This window comes from Acinetobacter sp. TTH0-4 (assembly GCF_015602665.1).
GTDB lineage: Bacteria > Pseudomonadota > Gammaproteobacteria > Pseudomonadales > Moraxellaceae > Acinetobacter > Acinetobacter albensis.
The window spans coordinates 2,263,959-2,285,217 of record NZ_CP059079.1; the positions used below are offsets into that span (position 1 = coordinate 2,263,959).

Here is a 21,259-nt window from a genome sequence, read left to right on the forward strand (position 1 = left end):
TTAGATATCTACGATGCTTCCATTATCCCAATATCATTTCCCCGACCCCATTGAAGCAGATCCTGATGAACAAGGTCTCATTTGTATTGGTGCCGACCTGTCCCCTGCTACACTTTTTGAAGCATATACGCATGGCTTATTTCCTTGGTTTTCTGAAGATGAGCCGATTTGCTGGTGGAGTCCTGAACCACGTTGCATCATTGATCCTGCTGCTTATCATCCGAGCAAGTCATTAATTCGTAATATGAAAAAGTTCGATTATAAAATTACAGTCAACCATGCTTTTGAGCGTGTCATTCGCTCATGCTCACTTCCGCGAAGCTATGCCGAAGACACTTGGATTTCTGAAGAAATTATTGAAGGTTATTGTCAATTATTTGATGCAGGTTATGCCTATAGTATTGAAGTTTGGGATGAGGGCAAAATAGTCGGCGGCTTATATGGCGTGACGATTGGACAAGGTTGTTTTGGTGAATCTATGTTTAGTACGCAAACCGATGTCTCGAAAATGGCTTTTTATACTTTAATGCGCATCGGTCAAGAAAATCATTTGCCTTGGATTGACTGCCAATTGGTCAACGATCACCTTTTAAGCTTAGGTGCTTGTACACTTTCTCGTCAAGCGTATCTTAATTCGTTACAAGATGTTGTTAAACAGCCTGCAATAGATTGGAAAAAATATCAAGAGGGTGTATTTTCAAGTAAAACAATAGTGCAAAAAGCACGACTCCTTGAATGACAATAATAGAGGGAACTTGTTATGAACTCGTATCACCCAAAGTCCCTGTTAAATGATTTACAGTATTATATTACACCACCTCATAGTTGCAGCTATCTAGAAAAAAAATCAGCACGTATGGTTTTTTTAGATCCTGCCCATCGTATTGATGTCGTGAGTTTATCTGAACTATCTCGTGTAGGATTTAGACGTAGCGGTGATTTTGTCTATCGTCCAGAATGTCATCTATGCCGTCAATGTTTATCTTGCCGCATTCCAGTGAATGACTTTGAAATGAACAGTACACAAAGAAAAGCCTGGAAACGCAATCAAGACCTCACACTCAAAATAACCCGTGCTCAAGATGCCTCTGAAGAAATACATTATGCATTGTATGAGCGCTATATTAATGAACGCCATGCAGATGGTGATATGTTTCCAGCCAATCTCGATCAGTTTGAAAAGTTTTTAATGCAAAGCTGTACAGACAGTTTTTTTATTGAATTTTGGCAAGAAGATAAACTCATTTGTGTTTCCAGTTGCGACCCGCTCGATGATGGTATTTCTGCGGTTTATACTTTCTTTGACCCAGATCAAAGCCGTCGTTCTCTGGGCGTATTTGCAGTGCTCAAACAAATTGAGCATGCGCGAGCATTAGGTTTACCTTATGTCTATTTAGGCTATTGGGTACCACATTCACACAAAATGAACTACAAATCCCAATATGTACCTTTGGAGTTATTGATAGATGGGCAATGGCGACGTTTAAATCGCTTATTAAATCACGAAGAAATTCAACAATTAGGAAACTCCTTAATGAGCACCTTACCCTCTGGATGGAATAATCCAATTATTAAATAACACATACTCTTTATCTAAATAATGCAGCAAAGTCATCACTGCAAGATTTCACCATAATAATGGCATGCTCACGAGAGCCATCGGCTTTTGGATAATAATTTTTCCTTAAATCAATTTGATGGAAACCCGATTTTTCATATAAAGCAATCGCAGGATGATTACTTTCTCGAACTTCTAAAAAGACTTGGAGAGGATTATTTTTTAATTGGTTGAGTGACGCATCGAGCAATTTAAATCCCAAACCCTTACCTTGTTGACTCGGATGAACAGCCATAAGCAATAAGTTTGCCTCATCTAAAACGGGTTGTAATATACAAAAACCTACTACATCCCCTTCCTGTTCAATCACAGTACTGTGATAAGCCCCTATAGACTCTTTAAATTGTTGCTCATTCCAAGGATGGCTTTGAACGAGTTGTTCAATTGCGGTCACTGCCGCAAGATCAGAGCTATGCATTGAACGGATCATGTAAGGAAACATTTTTTAATTCAGTCGTTATTATTATAAAGCATACAGACATCATAGACTGACAAAAGGGCAATTTTATCTGCCCTTTCAAATAAAAACTGATATCACAAACCTAATTTCAACTTCCAATCTGCCAGTAATTGATCAGTATCACTATCATTTGGATGAAAATTTGGTCTGAAAAAATCTAACAGTTCAGGAATTTGACGCGTCATAAATCCTTTACGTGCATACATAAATTTCAACATATATTTACTGTCTTTCCATGTAAGCTTGCCATCAATTTTCATTAATTGAGCAGTAAAATAAGATTGAGTCATAAAAATCAACCCCATAGCAATAATCATCGCGATCGCACGCATCGTATAGGCTTTTAGTCCATGTCCATATATTGCGGTATACACATCAAAAACAACTGCCTTATGTTCATTTTCTTCAACTGCATGCCACATCCATAACTGATGCATCGTGCTGTCATTAAACATTGCCTGTACATCTTTATTCTGTAGTAATTCAGCGGCAATCACTGCTGTAAAATGCTCCAAAGCACAGGTTCCTGTCAAATCAATCATTTCCTTAGTCACACCAAAAGGCTTGAGCAGTGTTGTAAGAACTTTAGTTCCAGTTCTAATGACTTTACCCGTTTGTTGCTCCATGGTTCTAATATCATAACCATAAGATTGAGCAGAAGAATTAAATGCCAAATGTTCTTTAGAATGCATGGCTTCTTGTCCAATAAAAGCACTGATTTCACGTTGCAAATCTGGATCGCTGAGTTTTGGATGTTTGCGAACTGCTCGCGTGCTGTCGACAAAAAACTGTTCTCCTTCAGGAAACAATGCCGAAAGAGTTGTCATAAAATGCGTTAGCCCAGCATCATTTGCGGCCCAATAACGCGGAACCTCACCAAACTCAAAATCCATGCGACGTACAGGGAAACTTGCACCTGCCCGATTTGAAATATTCACTTTTGCATTCATGCGTTTTACTCCTTATCTTCTTGTTATAACAACGTATGATTCATCATACGAGTTTAAATGAAGAGAATAATTGCAGATCAGGTCAGAGAAGTATCAGATAAGGACAGCTTTTAAATAAATTGTTAGACAATAAAATTTTCAACAGTCCTGTTTTAATCTATATGAGTAATGATTAACAATATCATTTAAAAATTAAACTTTTTATCTAGGAGGATGATGCCAATACTAAATCCATCCTCGGCATTTTATTAGGCTTAAAAATAAGAAATAAAACCAACTGAAAATGTGATGAAGGAGAAATAAAGTTTTTTTATTCTGGATTAAACATGTGTTTTTGGGTGTTTTATTTCGACTATTTAAAATTAAAAAGAACTCATGAAAAGTATCAAAATTAAATCATTTGAATGAAAACTGAATATTTTAGCCCCTTCACTCTTAAACGTTTTTAATTGTATAAATTACTAAATGATTAAGTTCTATTCTTAAGACAATAAAAAAAGCGCCTCAAAGAGGCGCTTTTTTTACACAATCAATACTGATTATAGAGTTACTTTCGCAACAACACCAGCACCCACTGTACGACCACCTTCACGGATCGCAAAACGTAGACCTGGGTCCATTGCGATTGGGTGGATTAATTCTACTGACATTTCTACGTTGTCACCTGGCATTACCATTTCCACGCCTTCTTGTAATTGGATTGCGCCAGTTACGTCAGTGGTACGGAAATAGAATTGTGGACGGTAACCATTCAAGAATGGTGTATGACGACCACCCTCTTCTTTAGAAAGTACGTATACTTCAGCATCGAATTTAGTATGCGGTTTGATTGCACCTGGTTTAGTCAATACTTGACCACGTTGAACGTCTTCACGCTTAGTACCACGTAGAAGAACACCACAGTTCTCGCCAGCACGACCTTCGTCAAGCAATTTACGGAACATTTCAACGCCAGTTACAGTCGTTTTAACCGTATCTTTAATACCAACGATTTCTACTTCTTCGCCGACTTTAACGATACCCGCTTCAACACGACCTGTTACAACCGTACCACGACCAGAGATAGAGAATACATCTTCGATTGGCATTAAGAATGCTTTATCGATTGCACGTTCTGGTTCTGGAATGTAAGTATCAAGCGCTTCAACAAGAGCAAGTACTGCAGGTACACCGTACTGACCTTCTTCACCGTTAAGTGCAGCAAGTGCTGAACCACGGATAATTGGCGTGTCATCACCAGGGAAGTTATAAGTAGAAAGAAGTTCACGAACTTCCAACTCTACCAATTCAAGTAATTCTTCATCATCAACAAGATCACACTTGTTTAAGAATACAAGAATGAACGGTACACCTACCTGACGAGATAAAAGGATGTGTTCACGAGTCTGTGGCATAGGACCATCAGTCGCAGCACATACAAGGATCGCGCCGTCCATTTGAGCAGCACCTGTGATCATGTTTTTAACATAATCGGCGTGACCTGGGCAGTCTACGTGAGCGTAGTGACGAGCAGGAGAATCGTATTCTACGTGCGAAGTATTAATGGTAATACCACGTGCTTTTTCTTCTGGTGCAGAGTCAATTGCTGCGTAATCTTTCGCTTCACCGCCGAAAGTTTTAGCACATACAGTTGCAATTGCAGCTGTTAAAGTTGTTTTACCATGGTCAACGTGACCAATTGTACCCACGTTTACGTGTGGCTTATTACGTTCAAACTTAGCCTTAGCCATGAGAGCTTCCTTTTTTAACTACTCATGCAGGGTTACTGCATGAGCACTTGGTTTTTAACTATGAATTAGTTTGGGCTTATAATAATCGAAAGATTACTCGTCGTCACCTTTTTTACCACCAGATTGGAATTTAGAAATAATGCCTTCAGCCACGTTACGAGGCGTTTCAGCATATTTAGCAAATTCCATTGAGTAGGTCGCACGACCTTGAGACATAGAACGCATAGAAGTTGCGTAACCAAACATCTCAGCAAGCGGAACTTCAGCTTTAATTGCTTTCGTACCACCAGGTAAATCGTCCATACCTTGAACCATACCACGACGACGGTTTAAGTCACCCATGATATCGCCCATGTAGTCTTCTGGCGTTTCTACTTCAACTTTCATGATAGGTTCAAGAAGGATTGGATCCGCTTTCATAAAACCATCACGGAAAGCGTAAGAACCTGCCATTTTGAACGACAATTCATCAGAATCGACATCATGGTAAGAACCATCAAATAGTGTCGCCTTGATACCCACAACAGGATAACCAGCCAATACACCATTTTTCATACGTTCTTGAATACCTTTATCAACTGCACCAAAGAATTCTTTAGGTACAGTACCACCAACAACTTCTTCAGCGAATAGGTATTCTTTACCAGCTTCTTCAACATTCATAGGTTCTAAACGAACATATACATGACCGAATTTACCTTTACCACCTGTTTGACGTACGAATTTACCTTCTTGCTCAACAGTCTTTTTGATTGTTTCGCGGTAAGCTACCATTGGTTTACCAATGTTCGCTTCAACGTTGAATTCACGTTTCATACGGTCAACAAGAATGTCAAGGTGAAGCTCACCCATACCCGCAATAATCGTTTGACCAGATTCTTCGTCTGTGCGAACACGGAACGATGGATCTTCTTTAGCCAAACGACCTAAAGCGATAGACATTTTTTCTTGGTCAGCTTTTGTCTTAGGCTCTACAGCTAAAGAAATTACTGGCTCAGGGAATTCCATACGCTCAAGTGTAATGATGTTTTTCTCAGCACAAAGTGTATCACCAGTGGTAACGTCTTTAAGACCTACACATGCAGCGATATCACCAGCGCGAATTTCTTCAACGTCTTGACGTTCGTTTGCGTGCATTTGCACGATACGGCCAATACGCTCACGCTTAGATTTCACTGGATTATATACTGGATCGCCTTGTTTAAGCACACCAGAATACACACGTACGAACGTTAAGTTACCTACGAATTTGTCATTCATAATTTTGAATGCAAGTGCAGAGAACGGTGCTTCGTCAGATGCTTCACGAATCGCTTTAGTTTCAGCTTTGTCGTCAAGAATACCTTCGATCGGCTTAACTTCAGTCGGTGATGGTAAGAAATCAATAACAGCATCCAACATACGTTGAACACCTTTGTTTTTGAATGCTGTACCACAAAGCATTGGTTGGATTTCACAAGCCAAAGTTTGAGCACGAATACCAGCAACAACTTGTTCTTTCGACAAGTCGCCATTGTTTAGGTATTCATCCATCAATTCTTCAGAAGCTTCAGCCGCAGCTTCAACCATGTTTGTGCGCCATTCTTCAGCAAGTTCTTGAAGTTCAGCCGGGATTTCACCGTATTCGAACTGCATACCTTGAGAAGCTTCATCCCAAATGATCTGTTTCATTTCGATCAAGTCGATAACGCCAGTGAAGTTTTCTTCAGCGCCAACAGGGATAACGACAGGTACAGGATGTGCACCTAAACGTGTTTTCATTTGTTCAACAACACGGAAGAAGTTGGCACCAGTACGATCCATCTTGTTCACGAATGCTAAACGAGGCACTTTATATTTGTTTGCTTGACGCCATACAGTTTCTGACTGAGGCTGAACACCACCTACAGCACAATAAACCATACATGCACCGTCAAGAACACGCATAGAACGCTCAACTTCGATTGTGAAGTCAACGTGTCCTGGGGTGTCAATTACGTTTACACGGTGTTCTGGGTATTGCTTACCCATACCAGACCAAAAACAAGTCGTAGCAGCAGAAGTAATGGTAATACCACGTTCTTGCTCTTGTTCCATCCAGTCCATTGTTGCTGCACCATCATGTACTTCACCAATTTTGTGAGATACACCTGTGTAGAACAAAATACGTTCAGTAGTCGTGGTTTTACCAGCATCAATGTGTGCTGAAATACCAATGTTACGGTAACGAGAAATTGGGGTTTGACGAGCCATGATTTCTTGCATTCCTAAATTTTGTTGTTTAAAACAGGACGCTTTAAGCTGCATGACAGCTTAAAGCGCTTTGACGACAGTTCAGTGAAACCGACCCATCATCCTCCTGATTAAGGCCTGTTTTAGCCGATTAGAAACGGTAGTGAGAGAAGGCTTTGTTGGCTTCAGCCATACGATGCACATCTTCACGTTTCTTGATCGCTGAACCTTTACCTTCAGCTGCATCAAGCAACTCACCAGCAAGACGTAAAGCCATAGTTTTTTCAGAACGCTTAGCAGCAGCATCTACTAACCAACGCATAGCTAGGGCAGTACGACGGGATGGGCGTACTTCCATAGGCACTTGATAAGTAGCACCACCAACACGGCGTGCTTTTACTTCGACCATAGGACGAACTTTTTCAAGAGTAGTCTCGAAAAATTCAACTGGGTCTACTTTGTTTTTTTCTTGAACGCGGTCTAAAGCACCGTAAACGATACTTTCAGCAATAGATTTTTTACCATCTTGCATTACGTGGTTCATGAATTTAGCGATTGTTTGGCTGCCGAACTTAGGATCCGGAAGGATTTCACGGGCAGCGACTACGCGACGTCTTGGCATTTTAATACACCTATAAATATGACACTTCAGGTTTATCCAGCATCAGTACAAAGTGTCATGTACTATTCACTGGCCTTACTACACGTCGCTTGAATTTCACAAAATTAATGCAGAAATCAGACAAGCGAGACGATAAAGGATTGCGGTTCTACGTTCTTAAAAATGATCTCGAAAGATTATTTCTTAGGACGTTTAGTACCGTATTTAGAACGAGACTGGTTACGATCTTTAACACCAGCACAGTCTAAAGAACCACGAACGGTATGGTAACGTACACCTGGTAAGTCTTTAACACGACCACCACGGATAAGAACAACACTGTGCTCTTGTAGGTTATGGCCTTCACCACCGATGTAGCTAGAAACTTCAAAACCAGAAGTTAAGCGAACACGGCAAACTTTACGCATTGCTGAGTTAGGTTTTTTAGGTGTAGTTGTGTAAACACGTGTACAAACACCACGACGTTGTGGACAAGCCTTCAACGCAGGAACTTTTGATTTTTCAATCAAAGTCGTACGACCCTTGCGGATCAACTGATTTGTTGTTGCCATTTGGCAATTCTCCCGTTAATTAAAAGCCTCAAAAAAAAAACCACTTTTTTGAGGGCACACAATTGTAAGCGAAGATAGAAAAATGGTCAATATTCGACGTACTATCAAATATTGACCATTTCCTTATATCTAGGCAGTTTCAAGCCATTTACATGACTTGAACCCTCAATTTTAAGATTTCTTTTTTGTAACTCTTTTCTTGACAGCTGCAGCTTCCGTTTTTTCTAACGATTGTTCATCTACTTTTTCATTCGAAACTGGATCATTCACAGTTTCCTCTTCAGGATATTCATCCAATAACGAAACTTCAGGAGTAACTGCAGGTTTTTGTGGCTCAACGTGTTCATGCTGTTCAACCATCTTTTCAGCTAACTTCTCTAAACCTTGCTGGACTTTTTGTCCTTTTTCGGTTTCATCTACTTGAGTTTCAGCTGTTTTCTTTTTGAGAGTTACTTTAGAAATGGTGTCATGATGCTGAAACTCAATCTCCTGATCCAACTTAATCTCTGGAGCCTCTACCTCGTTTTTAGACAAATGATCCAACAGTTTAGGACTCGCTTGTGCCAGTAATTCTATAGATTTCTCATAAGCAGCAATAGCCGACAAGTTGCCCCCTTGATGCTGCTGTAAATAACTGCGGGCATGAGAGAAAATTTGTTGTGCTTTTTGATTTACATCTTCAACCAGTTTCCAACTATAGACAGCGCCGACCCCAGCACCAGCAACAGGTGACAATTTACTGATCATAGAAATTTTAGGAAGATGATTCAACCACGCCCATTTCATTTCGCCATTTTCATTTACTAACCACTTTTTAAGTGCTTCAGCATCATTACTTGAACCTAAAATTTGTTGGAATTGTGATACATCTCGAGTTTGCAACATACTGGATAATGCTTTTAGTGCCATGAGTACGCTTTGTTTTTCAGCAATCATGCCCAGATCAATTTGTTTAAATACAAATTGAACGATATCTTGCTCTGTTTCTTTATTCAGTTCAAAACCATACGCCCGACCAACCTGATAAATCATTCTTAAAGACATTACAATCGATAATGGAACATCAACAGCAGAACCCACTACACCTGTTGCACCAGTTACAGCACCTTGCAAAGAAGCAAGCCATTTGTTCTGTTCAGCTAAAGCTTGGCTCAGGCGTTTTGAACGATCAACATCTTTGGTCAGCTCTTCTAAGTCTTGTGCACCAGCTTGATCCAACACAGCATCTACAGAACTTAGATTTGAGGTGAATTGGTTCAAATGATCAAAAAAATAATCCGATATTTTGTCTGAAAATTGTGGTGAAACGAGACTGGCAACGCGGTTGACTGTACCAAACTGTTTACCCAAAAGTTGTCTGGATACTTGTGGTAAATGTTCTCTTAACATTTGTTGAGGATTGTCATATCGTTTCGCATCAAAAGCACTTTTATGTTCTGCACTTCCTTCAATCACTTGTCCATTATTTGTTGGCTGTATGATCTTCGTCACACTGTCTGGCGCAATCTGGTTCAACACGTCCATTCCTGTTGCACTGATCTTTTTAGCCACTCCGAAGGCATTTGAAAAGAATCCATGCGAATGTTTATTATTACTATCTGTCATTCTTTATCCTCATTTTCAATTCTTACAATTATCGATAAATACTAGATATAGTCTAAGTTTATCTCAATATTAATGTGTATGTTTTGGTTAATTGAATTGTACTGTCTTCAGCAAACTGCCTAGAAAAAATAGACATAACCTTTGCCATAAGAATTCAAAAATCTTTCTGCTATGATGAATGTAATTGAAATACATGAGTAATGCACAGATTTTCTATTGAGATGATATCCTCACTCAAGCGCATTTGCTCAGACACTACCATATAAGGGATCTTTAGATGAAACGTGTTGTAATCACTGGCATGGGCATTAACTCATGCATCGGCAATTCTTTAGAAGAAGTAACCAATTCTTTGCAAAATGGGATTTCTGGGACACGTTTTAACCCAACTTATGCTGAACTCAACTTCAAAAGTCATGTGAGTGCAGCTGCAGAACAAAATTTTGATCATATTGACCGTAAATTAAAACGCTTTATGGGTGTTTGTGCAATGTATGCTTATAACTCAGCACTTGCTGCAGTAGAGCATGCAGGTTTACAAGCTGAAGATTTAGCAGGTAATCCACGTTACGGGATTGCAGGTGGCTCTGGTGGCGGTTCAACTGCATCTGTAATTGAAATGAAAGAACTTCTAGATACCAAAGGTGCACGCAAAGTCGGTCCTTTCTTTGTTCCGCGCAACATGTCAAATACCATTACAGCAAATGTGGGCGTAGCATTTAAGTTACAAGGCATCGCACATACAATTACCAGTGCATGCGCAACTTCTGCAGACGCAATTGGTTATGCCTACAACATGATTCAATTGGGTAAACAAGATTTGATGCTTGCGGGTGGCGGTGAAGAAGATCACTGGTCTCAGAGCTTATTGTTTGATGCAATGGGCGCGCTTTGCTCCAAATACAATGAAACACCTGAAAAAGCATCACGTCCATATTCAGCGGATCGTGATGGATTTGTGATTGCAGGCGGTGGCGGTTTTGTAGTGCTTGAATCACTTGAACATGCCCAAGCACGTGGTGCAACAATTTTAGCTGAAGTTGTCGCTTATGCCGCGAATAGTGATGGTGCAGATATGGTTGCCCCTTCAGGCGAAGGCGCAACACGTTGTGTCGTTATGGCACTTGAAGAAGCTAAACAACATGGTGTAGATCAAGTTGACTATGTCAACACTCATGGGACATCTACTCCTGCTGGCGACATTACAGAATTAAAAGCGATGGAGCGTGCGTTTGGTGAAGGTCAAGTTCCACCACTCAGCTCAACCAAATCAATGACAGGTCATAGTTTAGGTGCTGCGGGCGTACAGGAAGCCATTTATTCTGTTCTCATGATGCAAAATGATTTCATTGCGCCAAATATCAATGTGACCGAATTGGATGAAGAAGCGAAACCATTTGATATCGTACTTGAAAAACGTGATGCAAAACTGAATACTGTAATGAGTAACAGTTTTGGGTTTGGCGGTGTAAACGCCTGCCTTATTTTCAAGAAATGGGATGCATAATCCCGTATAGGATTATTGATGGACGCACCTTCTGATGCTTTCTTATGGGTAAAAGCATTACATATTATTGCTGTGGTTTGCTGGTTCGCTGCATTGTTCTATTTACCACGCCTTTATGTGTACCATGCAATGAGTGATGATGTAGTCAGTCATCAACGCTTCGAAGTGATGGAGCGAAAACTGTACCGTGGCATTATGTGGCCGTCTATGATTGCCACACTGATTACGGCACATTTTTTAGTTGAATGGGGTGATGCAACACGGCATTACCATGAAGCCTTATGGTTTTACCTTAAAGTTGCTTTGGTGGGTCTTTTGGTCATTTACCACTTTTTCTGTGGTTATTATCGAAAGAAATTAATCGGCAATGCACATTATAAATCACATAAGTTCTGGCGTTATTTTAATGAGATGCCGACCTTGATTTTATTCGCAGTGGTCATTTTAGTGGTCGTCAAACCGCAGTTTTAAGCTGTTTATTTTAAAACCTCCTTCCGGAGGTTTTTTTATGAGTGAGGTTTAAATAAGTACCTCTAAAAGATTAATCGTTATGTATATCTACTAATTCAAATGATCAAGCAACTCCGCAAAGCTTTGAATTCTAGCTTTTGGTTGCGCCGCAGTTAACTCTTCATCTGAACCATAGCCATATTCTACCGCAATCGTTTCTATACCATTTTGACGCGCACCGAGGATATCATGCTCACGATCCCCAACCATCAAACATTCAGCAGGATCTAAATGCTCTTTTTCTAAAATATAGGCAATCAACTCTGCTTTGTGAGTACGTTCACCATTGAGTTCACTGCCATAGGGATGCACAAAATAAGTTAATAATTCAAAATGTTCTAAAATTTGTCGTGCATACACTTCCGGTTTAGCTGTGGCTAAAAACAAACGATAACCTTGGTTTTGTAAGATTGCTAAAGTTGAAGAAACATCCTCGAATATATGATTTTCAAACAAACCCGTCACTGCAAAACGTTCACGATAGCCCATTAATGCTTGTTCGGCCAAAATATCATCTACAGCCACATTTAAAATTTTGGCCAAAGATGCTTTTAAAGGTGGCCCAATGATCCAGTCAATATTTTCGCTTTCAGCAATCGGATGTCCGATTTTATTTAAACCGAAACGCGCACTGGTAGTAATACCCACTTTGGGATCAGTAAGTGTTCCATCCAAATCAATTAAAATATTTTTAATCACAACACGCCCTTCTGCTTAAATTTTTACTTCACAAATACTATCGAGACTTGGCTCAAATTTGCCTATACTAACGCAAATTTTGTGAATAAAGGACATCATCGTGCGCCCTACTGTACTTTGCTTTTCTGGTTTAGACCCATCAGGTGGTGCAGGCTTGCAAGCAGATATTGAAGCAATTGGTCAAAGTGGCGCACATGCTGCAATTGCCTGTACGGCATTGACCATTCAAAACTCGCAACAGGTGTTTGGTTTTGAAGCAACCTCAAGAGAATTACTTTTGGCACAAGCACATGCAGTGGTCAATGATTTACCTATTAAATGTGTCAAGTCAGGCATGCTCGGCACCACCGAAAATATTGCAGCGTTGGCCGAATTTTTAACCGAACATCCTGATTATTTATATGTGCTTGATCCTGTATTAGTTGCCAATAGTGGCGGCTCTCTCGGCAATCAGGAAACACTGGTTGAGGCATTTATAGCACTGATTCCACTGGCAACGGTTATCACGCCCAATACAGTCGAGTTACGTGCTTTAACAGGTCTGGAAGATCTTGATCAAGCCACAAATAAGCTGTTTCAGATGGGTGCAAAAGCCGTTTTAGTCAAAGGAGGGCATGAAGATACCCCTGAATATATCCGGAATGCGCTATATATAAACGGTGAATTTATCTCTGAAACTCGATGCCCTCGTTTAGACGGTGAGTATCATGGTTCAGGTTGTTCTTTGGCCAGTTTTATAGCGGGTCGTTTGGCACAAGGTGATCAACTCACACAGGCTGTTCATCATGCTGAAACGTGGTTATTGGGTGTACTGAAAAAAGCCGAAACACCTGTACCCAATGGTCAGAAAATTCCAAAACGATTTTAAATGGCATGTTTTAAATTAAATCAGACCTGATCAACTTTGCTTTTATAAACGTGATAATCAGGTCAAGTGATTTCAAATAAATACTGATCCGATCTGTTCGTTGAGCGTTACAACTTTTTTCGAATAGGTATTTTTCTGCATTTCTAAAATTTCTACACAAATTTGTAGATTAAATTGAGCATATTTCTGTAATTCTTGCTCAAGCGTCTTTAGCAGCAATTTTGAAATTTGCTGTTGAACATCCAGACTTCGCCCAGTCAATAACGATACTTTCGCATGTATATAGGCTTGAGTAGGATCATTAAGTCCAATCACATATTCCTGCTGACAAATAGCACGACTTTTAACATCGTTTGCAGAACTGACATATGCACCATCCACCAATGCCTGATTTAAAGCCAGTAAAATAGGCTTCGTGTCCAGATTTTCAATATTGGCTGAATATTCAAGATGGATATGTGGCATAACAAAAACTCTAAAAAGTGGATGCTCAAATATACAATAGGTTGATGGCACTAAGCGAAAATTAACCGCTGTATCATGTAGCCATCATGATGTTGTGTATCTAATGAAATCTAATTTTTATTTTTACATCACATTTTTATTTTTCTGAATATAAATGATCCTATTAAACTGAATAAAAACTCCAGCATTTTAGCCAGAGTTTTTAATGTATTGAGCCCTCAAGTTAGCTCTGTCTAGGCTTTTTTTACAAACTCAGATTTTAACTTCATCACACCAATTCCCTCAATTTTACAATCAATATCGTGACCATCACTTGCATCCACCAAGAGACGTATATTCTTCACTTTTGTGCCAACTTTCACCACAGATGAAGAGCCTTTAATTTTTAAATCTTTAATCACGGTTACGGTATCACCATCTTTCAAAACGTTGCCATTTGCATCATTAATATTGACCGTATCTTCAGCTGGATGCTCCCCCAGTTTCCACTCATTCGAACATTCGGGGCAAATCAATAATTCACCATCTTGGTAAGTATATTCGGAATGACATTGCGGACAGTGTGGTAAAATCATAAAAATCTCAAAAATTCAACTATAACATTCTACAAATCAGCTGCATGCTTAAAACCTTCTTTATTTTAAGGAATAAAGCCGAATAATATTTTAACTTTGTATTAAAACCTTTTCATGGCTTTAAATATGCGATTAGTTTTCACTTTTTAAAATCTGCATCAATATCATTACTGATCAGGAATTTCAGGGTTAATTAGTAAAGCCAACAGTTGCAAGGATTCTTGCCAGCCTAAATAACATGCTTCTACAGGAATTACATCAGGAATACCCGATTGTGTAATATGAACTTCTGTTCCCACAGAAACAGGTTTAAATTGAATATTGACTTCAATTTCACCTGGCAAATTTGGGTCATCAAACTGGTCGGTATAACGTAGCAATTGGTTAGGAATAATTTCCTGATAATGCCCACCAAAAGAATGGCTTGAGCCTGTTGAAAAGTTTGTAAAAGACATTTTATAACGACCACCCACTTGTGCATCAAAATGCTGAATTTTGGCAGTAAAACCATGCGGTGGCATCCATTTGACCAATGCATCTGGATCGATAAAAGCTTTGAATACACGCTCTATGGGTGCACTAAATACACGGTGAAGTTTAACGGTATTACTTGGGTTCATTTCGTCTTCCTCATTATTTTTGTTTTGAATATTTGATCTTGAATACTTTATTTTATATCTTCAGTTTAGTGCGAATGATTGAATATTCTGTAGCGCTTTGGTATCGGTTTTTATAGAGAATAGACAAAAATTAATCCTTCTATACAGCTCATTGAAGAACTAAAAATAGTTTTATGTTCTGCATTTTCTAATACCTTATTTTTATGATTCAACATACTCAATTTTTAAGTCTACAATATAAAAAAACCTAACACTGCACTGCGTTAGGTTTTTTTATAAAAATGAAATCAAATGCGTTTTTTATCTTTCACTTGTTCAGGCTCTTGTTTAGAGCTTAAAACTAGCTTTGAATTTCTTCTTCAAAGTCTTCGTCGTCATATACATAGGCCATGCAACCCCAACCGTCGTATTCACCACCATGTTGCTCAGCAATTTTTGTAAACCATTCTTCGATATCAATAATGTCGGAATACTCAGGTTCCATATAGACATAAATGGTAATGACCCATTCAAGCGTATCGGCTTCTTCATCTTCAAATAAGCTAATTTTTTGTTCTTCTTTGAGCAGGTAAAGCGCACATTTTTCTGCTTGTTCTTGCGTTTGAAATGCAATTGAAAACTCAATTTCGTGCGCTTCAGTCAAATCATCACCATCTTCAGCCATTTGCCAAAGCACGTTACCATTTTCATCATCTGGGAATTGTTCAAAATCACGTGTCATGGAGGGTTTCCTTATAGTCATCATTTACAGCTATATCATTGTATCCAGATTAGCTCAAGATTGTTTCAGTTTCGCGATTTAAAATTGGCGCTGTGAGTCAAGCCGAATTTAAATTGATTGAAAAGTGTGAATATTGCAATCATTGATCGAATGATCAAATTAGCCTTAAAAGGTTTTAAACGCGCATAACTGGATTTTATACCAGCAGAATCATAAAAAAATAAATACCGTATAAAAAGTCACGCTTAGATTTATTTATAAAATATAATTTAAAGCTTTTCAATTTTTAATAATGGCTTCCACATGGCTCATTAAAAAGGAATCTGTGCTTTAATTTCAACGCTTTCCCCACTCAACGGTTGTTGAAAAGCCAAATAACTGGCATGTAACGCCATGCGTTTTAGTGGACTTTGGGCAGGTTCAGGGTGATAGAGTTTATCCCCAGTAATTGGATGTCCGATGTATTGCATATGAACACGTAACTGATGTGAACGACCTGTAATTGGGGTTAATAACACACGTGTAATATCGGCTGATTCATCGTACGCTAAGGCTTGGTACAAAGTTTTGGCTGCTTTACCCAGTTCAAAATGCACGATTTGACGCGGACGATTTTCCCAATCGGTTATTAACGGCACATCGACACTGCCTTCACCCAAAAGTTTGGCTTGCACTAAGGCGATATAATTTTTCTTTACCGTGCGAGCCTGAAACATTTTACTGACAGCAACTTCAGCATCACGATGTTTCGCAAACATTAAAATACCCGAAGTCGCCATATCTAGACGATGGGTAATTTTGGCATGCGGATATTTTTTCAAGACTCGTAAATATGCGCTGTCTCGGTGTTCAGGCAAACGCCCTGGAACAGACAATAATCCTGCTGGCTTTTCAATCACCACCAAATCTGCATCTTCATAAAGAATACAAAGCGGTTGTTGGGGTGGCATGTAAACAAAAGGATCATTGATCGACATGAAAATGGAGCATGACAAAGAGTGGCGGCAAAAATACCAAGCATGCTTGGGCTGTGTCAATAAGACAACTTAGTCTGCATATGAATAAAGTAGAAGAAGCATGATTCAAAATTTTTGAGAAAAATAATCAAAAGTTGATATGAAGTCTATGTTTATTGTTTTTGATTCGAAATAAATTTTGAGGGTATTGGGGAAAACATTACGTTTTACTTCAACCAGTATCACTTTGTAAGCAATAACCTTGTGCCTATAAACTTTTGATCTATAGCGTCCTAAGCCGAATCGAGACCTTTTGGGTAAGTACTACACACGCGTTTTGCGCCACTGGTAGCAATCTACTCTTTTCGATCCCCGTCACACCCTTGAGATATAATTTAACAAGTCAGGCTCGGGATTGTTTTCCTAAGATGATCTTTTTTTAATATATTTTGAAAAATATTTTCTCTTTATAAAAAATTTAAAGAATTTTTTATCATTTCAACGCTATTTTAATAATTTTTAAGTCAAATATTCATTCTAATTTGAAATTATTGAATACTTAAAAATAATATTTTAAAAAGGCTGACTCGGCACAGCTTAAAATTGATAAGGCTCTCACTATTTCATTCCCACTTAACCCAAAAAACCCACCGAGTGGTGGGTTTTTTGATGACTTTAAATTAATGATCGTGATGTAAATATTCAGGTTCTTTTGGTAGTGCAAAACTACATAAGAAACAGATCACCAGCATAACCACTACGTAAATAAAGAACAGATTTTCAATACCCGCATCTTTAAATTGAAGTGCAACCGCAGGCGCAGTACCACCAAATATCGCATTACCGACAGCATAGGAAAAACCTACGCCCAATGCACGTACATGCGGTGGGAACATTTCTGCTTTCACTAAACCACTAATAGACGTATAGAAACTCAGCAGCATCATCATAAAAATAAGCAACAAAGTTACAATGACTGGCGAATAGCTAAAATACGGCATGGCAATCACCATGACTGGATAGATAAAGATCGCAACAGATGCACTAAATGCCAACATTGCAGCACGACGACCAATTCGGTCGGAAATAGCACCGAACAAAGGCTGCGCCACCATGAATACAAATAAGGCTGCTGTCATCATGTAACCCACGACCCTGCCATCAATGCCTAGATTGGTCATGTAAGTTTTTGAATAAACAGTCAATACATAGAAACTCAAAGAGCCTGCTGATGTATAACCCACCACCAGTAAGAATGTTTTCCAATGTTTTTTGAACAATTCACGTAAGCTGCCCGCTTCTTCTTTGTTTTCGTCATCTTTAGACAGGGTTTCTTCTAAACGACTACGTGCCAACAATGAAACAATCGCAGCTACACCACCCACTACAAATGGAATACGCCAGCCGCCATCCATCAACTGTTGTTCACTCATTAACATGAGTAGCACAACACCTAACAGACTGGCCAACAACTGCCCCCCAGATAAGGTTACGTACTGAAATGAGGCAAAAAATCCACGTTGGCCTTTAAGAGCAATTTCACTCATATACGTCGCAACAGCGCCATATTCACCACCGACAGATAGACCTTGTAAGAGACGAACTAACAGCAACAAGAATGGTGCCAACATACCGACCTGTTCATAAGTCGGCAATAAAGCAAATAGGAATGAGCTGACCGCCATTAAACTAATGGAAATGACCATTGAATTTTTGCGACCATGTTTATCGGCTATACGTCCAAAAATCCAACTTCCGATTGGGCGCATAAAGAAACTTGCTGCAAATACACCCCAAACATAAACTGCTTGTGCAGATGAGGTCATGTTTGGTGCAGTTAGGGCATGCTGGAAATACATGGCGAAAACGGCATAGATATAAAAGTCAAACCATTCGACTAAATTACCAGAAGATGCCCCGATAATGCCGCGAACGCGTTTACTTTTCTCTTCTTTACTATAAGTGACTTCACTCATTTGTATTCCTTTTATCGATAGTTATTCTGTTATTTGAATGTTCTTCAATAAAAATAACATGAATTTTCACTTTTATTATTTTACCGCTATGCAGACAAAATGTAAGCCAATAGTGGTTGATGACGTCCTTTTATTTTGAGTAATTCTAAATATTTGTCACTACAACCTATCAATCACAGCCCTGTTGCAGAAAATATAAACGATTTTTAACCAGAGATATTTTTGTTTTTTGTATAGATTATTTCAGAGTAATCAAAATGACTAAAACGATTGAGAAATGGCTTTTATCAAATAAAGGATTGAACTTTAAGGTTTGCTCTAACAAGTTCAATCATAGCGCTAAAACCTAAAGCCAAATTAGATGAATTTTTCCAAATCATTGCAATTGGTTTTACTGTGTAAAAAATCTTAGACAGCAAAAAGCCCTATGGAGTAATAGGGCTTTTGTTTAAAACAGGATTGTCTGTTTTATACATGTCACATTGGCAATTTATTTTTTAAATTCAGTGCCATAGCATTTGGTACACGGGGGTAAACGGTCTGTACCAATTTCTAAGTAAGTGCGGCGTCCGCACTGAATACAAAAATAGAAGCCTGTTCCTGGTTTAGAGCCTGCAATTACCATTTTTGTTCTCCATATGTTTTTAGAAATGGTAGAACCAGTATAACTTTTTTATGATGGATGTCTATTGATCATTTCGACAGGTGATGATGGCAATTGGGCGAAGTATAATTTAGACAAAAAAATTAACTTACTCCCCTTTAAAAAATTATCTTTAATGTTTAACCCGCCAACATCATGTAGCACAATAAATCAATGGTATTACATTCGCATCTTTAGCTGCATGAGCAAATGAAGACAATATCCATAAGAACTGAATAATATGTCCCTTAACAAACTCACCTTTTTTTATCTTTTCAAACTCAGCTTTAATCTTACTTTTAGAAATAAATGAACAAGCTAAAATGCACTTTCGATGAAGCTTATGGCTCTTTAATAAATATTCGATATCTGAACCAAAATCTGCTCCTTCTTTACGAATACGATTAATCTCAGTTTGAACTCCAGGATTTCCATGACTATCCTTACTACTTTTATAGAAACTAGTAAAAGTTGAAGTATGCTTTTTATTTATCTGATCTTTTGAAAAATGCATATTTCCAAGATTTTTTATACCTTGACCAATTACATCATGTAATTTACTTGCTGAATTTGTTGTTTTATTTAAATGCTTTGAATGAATAAAATTAATACTAAAATCATTTAAGTTTAAAGTTATATGATCTGCCCACTCATCACCTAAATCATCACAAAAAATATAATCATCGCTTTCAAAAATCTGCTCTATGAAACCAAACATCGAATTTTGATCAAATGATTCCTGTGTACTTTTAAAAGTGCCTTTTTCTGAAATAATTTTTTCGATATTTTTTTGAGGTTCCAACATTTCAAGAATACTATCTACTTCTGAAATGCCTGATGTATCTTCAAAACAACTATCCATAAAATACATAAATTTAGGATCATCAAAAGTAACACTGAACAAGCCTTTACGATTAATATAGGTCATCAAATTTTCTAATTTATTATTTTCCTCAATTTTTACTTTTCTTAATAAACTTTGAGTAAATAATGAAATTGTACTTTTATTCACTCTTATTTTTGAACTATTCTCAAAACCAACAATTCTTAAATCAGAGTTAATTTCAAATACTTCTTCCAAATATCTGATTAAATTAGATTGAAACCTATCTGAAATATTTATTAATTTCTTGGATTTCTTTTTCTTAATACCAATGAACTCTACTCTCTCTAACTCATATTTAAGTTTCAAATTTCCACTTAAAACCCCATCACTAATTTGTCCTATATCAATAAGTAACGAAGATGGTTTTGAGTTTAAAATAACCTCCTTTAATTGCACTTTTTTCGCAAACAAACTTAAAAAATCATTTTGAGTGGATGTTTCTAATAATTGAATTTGATAATTGGCCCAATCAACAATATCATCAACTGATTCCCTAACTGAAGACTCGACCAGTCTTCCTGTGCTGGAAATTGATTTAATATTTCCTCCATCTCTTACTTTAATATGTGAGGGAATTGAACGACCAACAGCATGAGTTGGCAATGTTCCCTTAAGATTTGATGCTTCAAAAGAACGATTACGTACTGCTTTATCAGATACTGTCATATTCCTTAATGACATTTTTTGAAATTCAACATTCTTTCCTAATAATTTACTTAAATCTTGAGTTTGAATTAACTCAAATTTATCTTTTAGTATTTGCGAAAAATTAGAACAACTCTTACTTAATACGACTAAATAATCATTTAATTCAATCAATACAATAAAAGCATAAATCCTATCTTCAATAGAATCATCATTGAGGAAAAAAACTCGCTTAACTGTTGGAAAAACTTTTATTGTGATCTGATATTCAATATTCTCAACCGTTACTTTAACATCACGATATACATCAATTATAGCTTCTGAATTGATCTCTTGATTAGAGCTAGCATCATTTAAAATATTGGAAATAATATCGTCGTCTAGATCATTATTAATCTTATAAAACTGTACATTCTTCGTTAACTCTAATCTTTCAGGCAT

Annotated in this window: 21 protein-coding genes; 5 read left to right on the forward strand and 16 right to left on the reverse strand. The window is 38.0% G+C overall.

What is annotated here, in order from left to right; all coding sequences use genetic code 11:
- Positions 1-13: 13 nt before the first annotated feature.
- Both aat and H0S58_RS10585 read left to right on the forward strand, forming a co-directional pair.
- The gene (gene aat, locus H0S58_RS10580) at positions 14-739 is read left to right on the forward strand and encodes a leucyl/phenylalanyl-tRNA--protein transferase (protein ID WP_195726493.1); all 726 of its coding nucleotides are present in this window, start codon (positions 14-16) and stop codon (positions 737-739) included.
- Between the two features lie 21 nt (positions 740-760).
- The gene (locus tag H0S58_RS10585; RefSeq protein WP_195726494.1) at positions 761-1,579 is read left to right on the forward strand and encodes an arginyltransferase; all 819 of its coding nucleotides are present in this window, start codon (positions 761-763) and stop codon (positions 1,577-1,579) included.
- Between the two features lie 10 nt (positions 1,580-1,589).
- Here H0S58_RS10585 and rimI read toward each other — a convergent pair whose 3' ends face one another.
- From rimI to H0S58_RS10620, 7 genes are all read right to left on the reverse strand, one after another.
- The gene (rimI, locus tag H0S58_RS10590; RefSeq protein WP_195726495.1) at positions 1,590-2,048 is read right to left on the reverse strand and encodes a ribosomal protein S18-alanine N-acetyltransferase; all 459 of its coding nucleotides are present in this window, start codon (positions 2,046-2,048) and stop codon (positions 1,590-1,592) included.
- A gap of 104 nt (positions 2,049-2,152) precedes the next feature.
- Positions 2,153-3,028 (reverse strand): metal-dependent hydrolase, encoded by an 876-nt coding sequence (locus H0S58_RS10595; protein ID WP_195726496.1) that lies wholly within the window; start codon positions 3,026-3,028, stop codon positions 2,153-2,155.
- A gap of 539 nt (positions 3,029-3,567) precedes the next feature.
- Positions 3,568-4,758, reverse strand: coding sequence for an elongation factor Tu (gene tuf / locus H0S58_RS10600; protein ID WP_195726497.1), 1,191 nt, complete (start codon positions 4,756-4,758; stop codon positions 3,568-3,570).
- Between the two features lie 93 nt (positions 4,759-4,851).
- A complete protein-coding gene (gene fusA / locus H0S58_RS10605; RefSeq protein ID WP_195726498.1) occupies positions 4,852-6,990 on the reverse strand; it encodes an elongation factor G in 2,139 nt (712 codons plus the stop codon).
- 130 nt (positions 6,991-7,120) lie between these two features.
- Entirely contained in the window at positions 7,121-7,591 is a 471-nt protein-coding gene (gene rpsG / locus H0S58_RS10610; RefSeq protein ID WP_016657334.1) for a 30S ribosomal protein S7, read from the reverse strand.
- A 176-nt stretch (positions 7,592-7,767) separates the two neighbouring features.
- A complete protein-coding gene (gene rpsL / locus H0S58_RS10615) occupies positions 7,768-8,142 on the reverse strand; it encodes a 30S ribosomal protein S12 (RefSeq protein WP_004648013.1) in 375 nt (124 codons plus the stop codon).
- Between the two features lie 171 nt (positions 8,143-8,313).
- The gene (locus H0S58_RS10620; RefSeq protein WP_195726499.1) at positions 8,314-9,747 is read right to left on the reverse strand and encodes an EcsC family protein; all 1,434 of its coding nucleotides are present in this window, start codon (positions 9,745-9,747) and stop codon (positions 8,314-8,316) included.
- Between the two features lie 277 nt (positions 9,748-10,024).
- Here H0S58_RS10620 and H0S58_RS10625 point away from each other — a divergent pair, with 277 nt between their 5' ends.
- Together H0S58_RS10625 and hemJ are read left to right on the forward strand one after the other, a co-directional pair.
- Positions 10,025-11,254 (forward strand): beta-ketoacyl synthase N-terminal-like domain-containing protein, encoded by a 1,230-nt coding sequence (locus tag H0S58_RS10625; protein WP_195726500.1) that lies wholly within the window; start codon positions 10,025-10,027, stop codon positions 11,252-11,254.
- 18 nt (positions 11,255-11,272) lie between these two features.
- Entirely contained in the window at positions 11,273-11,725 is a 453-nt protein-coding gene (gene hemJ / locus H0S58_RS10630) for a protoporphyrinogen oxidase HemJ (protein WP_053579704.1), read from the forward strand.
- Between the two features lie 90 nt (positions 11,726-11,815).
- Here hemJ and H0S58_RS10635 read toward each other — a convergent pair whose 3' ends face one another.
- Complete coding sequence (locus tag H0S58_RS10635) at positions 11,816-12,463, reverse strand: HAD-IA family hydrolase (protein WP_195726501.1); 648 nt, start codon at positions 12,461-12,463, stop codon at positions 11,816-11,818.
- A 100-nt stretch (positions 12,464-12,563) separates the two neighbouring features.
- On the opposite strand from H0S58_RS10635, the gene H0S58_RS10640 reads away from it, so the two are divergent.
- A complete protein-coding gene (locus H0S58_RS10640; protein WP_195726502.1) occupies positions 12,564-13,331 on the forward strand; it encodes a hydroxymethylpyrimidine/phosphomethylpyrimidine kinase in 768 nt (255 codons plus the stop codon).
- A gap of 72 nt (positions 13,332-13,403) precedes the next feature.
- Here the strand turns inward: H0S58_RS10640 and H0S58_RS10645 are convergent, their stop codons facing one another.
- The 8 genes from H0S58_RS10645 to H0S58_RS10680 all read right to left on the reverse strand — a co-directional run bounded on the left by H0S58_RS10645 (position 13,404) and on the right by H0S58_RS10680 (position 21,259).
- Entirely contained in the window at positions 13,404-13,796 is a 393-nt protein-coding gene (locus tag H0S58_RS10645; protein ID WP_195726503.1) for a 5-carboxymethyl-2-hydroxymuconate Delta-isomerase, read from the reverse strand.
- Positions 13,797-14,029: 233 nt separating this feature from the next.
- Positions 14,030-14,371 carry a zinc ribbon domain-containing protein YjdM gene (locus tag H0S58_RS10650; RefSeq protein WP_195726504.1) on the reverse strand — a complete coding sequence of 114 codons (342 nt, stop codon included), beginning with the start codon at positions 14,369-14,371 and terminating at the stop codon, positions 14,030-14,032.
- A gap of 167 nt (positions 14,372-14,538) precedes the next feature.
- Positions 14,539-14,991, reverse strand: coding sequence for an SRPBCC family protein (locus tag H0S58_RS10655; RefSeq protein ID WP_195726505.1), 453 nt, complete (start codon positions 14,989-14,991; stop codon positions 14,539-14,541).
- Between the two features lie 340 nt (positions 14,992-15,331).
- The gene (locus H0S58_RS10660) at positions 15,332-15,712 is read right to left on the reverse strand and encodes a ribonuclease E inhibitor RraB (protein WP_053579698.1); all 381 of its coding nucleotides are present in this window, start codon (positions 15,710-15,712) and stop codon (positions 15,332-15,334) included.
- A gap of 311 nt (positions 15,713-16,023) precedes the next feature.
- Positions 16,024-16,689 (reverse strand): RluA family pseudouridine synthase, encoded by a 666-nt coding sequence (locus H0S58_RS10665; RefSeq protein ID WP_053579697.1) that lies wholly within the window; start codon positions 16,687-16,689, stop codon positions 16,024-16,026.
- Between the two features lie 659 nt (positions 16,690-17,348).
- Complete coding sequence (locus H0S58_RS10670; protein ID WP_053579696.1) at positions 17,349-18,644, reverse strand: MFS transporter; 1,296 nt, start codon at positions 18,642-18,644, stop codon at positions 17,349-17,351.
- A gap of 490 nt (positions 18,645-19,134) precedes the next feature.
- Positions 19,135-19,284 (reverse strand): zinc ribbon-containing protein, encoded by a 150-nt coding sequence (locus H0S58_RS10675; protein WP_265088243.1) that lies wholly within the window; start codon positions 19,282-19,284, stop codon positions 19,135-19,137.
- A gap of 157 nt (positions 19,285-19,441) precedes the next feature.
- Positions 19,442-21,259 (reverse strand): hypothetical protein, encoded by a 1,818-nt coding sequence (locus H0S58_RS10680; protein WP_195726506.1) that lies wholly within the window; start codon positions 21,257-21,259, stop codon positions 19,442-19,444.

What these genes read in the sequence shown, in the direction of transcription:
- aat (WP_195726493.1), top strand. Translation starts at nt 14, where the DNA reads ATGCTTCCATTATCCCAATATCATTTCCCCGACCCCATTGAAGCAGAT.
- H0S58_RS10585 (WP_195726494.1), top strand. Translation starts at nt 761, where the DNA reads ATGAACTCGTATCACCCAAAGTCCCTGTTAAATGATTTACAGTATTAT.
- rimI (WP_195726495.1), bottom strand. Translation starts at nt 2,048, where the DNA reads ATGATCCGTTCAATGCATAGCTCTGATCTTGCGGCAGTGACCGCAATT.
- H0S58_RS10595 (WP_195726496.1), bottom strand. Translation starts at nt 3,028, where the DNA reads ATGAATGCAAAAGTGAATATTTCAAATCGGGCAGGTGCAAGTTTCCCT.
- tuf (WP_195726497.1), bottom strand. Translation starts at nt 4,758, where the DNA reads ATGGCTAAGGCTAAGTTTGAACGTAATAAGCCACACGTAAACGTGGGT.
- fusA (WP_195726498.1), bottom strand. Translation starts at nt 6,990, where the DNA reads ATGGCTCGTCAAACCCCAATTTCTCGTTACCGTAACATTGGTATTTCA.
- rpsG (WP_016657334.1), bottom strand. Translation starts at nt 7,591, where the DNA reads ATGCCAAGACGTCGCGTAGTCGCTGCCCGTGAAATCCTTCCGGATCCT.
- rpsL (WP_004648013.1), bottom strand. Translation starts at nt 8,142, where the DNA reads ATGGCAACAACAAATCAGTTGATCCGCAAGGGTCGTACGACTTTGATT.
- H0S58_RS10620 (WP_195726499.1), bottom strand. Translation starts at nt 9,747, where the DNA reads ATGACAGATAGTAATAATAAACATTCGCATGGATTCTTTTCAAATGCC.
- H0S58_RS10625 (WP_195726500.1), top strand. Translation starts at nt 10,025, where the DNA reads ATGAAACGTGTTGTAATCACTGGCATGGGCATTAACTCATGCATCGGC.
- hemJ (WP_053579704.1), top strand. Translation starts at nt 11,273, where the DNA reads ATGGACGCACCTTCTGATGCTTTCTTATGGGTAAAAGCATTACATATT.
- H0S58_RS10645 (WP_195726503.1), bottom strand. Translation starts at nt 13,796, where the DNA reads ATGCCACATATCCATCTTGAATATTCAGCCAATATTGAAAATCTGGAC.
- H0S58_RS10650 (WP_195726504.1), bottom strand. Translation starts at nt 14,371, where the DNA reads ATGATTTTACCACACTGTCCGCAATGTCATTCCGAATATACTTACCAA.
- H0S58_RS10655 (WP_195726505.1), bottom strand. Translation starts at nt 14,991, where the DNA reads ATGAACCCAAGTAATACCGTTAAACTTCACCGTGTATTTAGTGCACCC.
- H0S58_RS10660 (WP_053579698.1), bottom strand. Translation starts at nt 15,712, where the DNA reads ATGACACGTGATTTTGAACAATTCCCAGATGATGAAAATGGTAACGTG.
- H0S58_RS10665 (WP_053579697.1), bottom strand. Translation starts at nt 16,689, where the DNA reads ATGTCGATCAATGATCCTTTTGTTTACATGCCACCCCAACAACCGCTT.
- H0S58_RS10670 (WP_053579696.1), bottom strand. Translation starts at nt 18,644, where the DNA reads ATGAGTGAAGTCACTTATAGTAAAGAAGAGAAAAGTAAACGCGTTCGC.
- H0S58_RS10680 (WP_195726506.1), bottom strand. Translation starts at nt 21,259, where the DNA reads ATGCCTGAAAGATTAGAGTTAACGAAGAATGTACAGTTTTATAAGATT.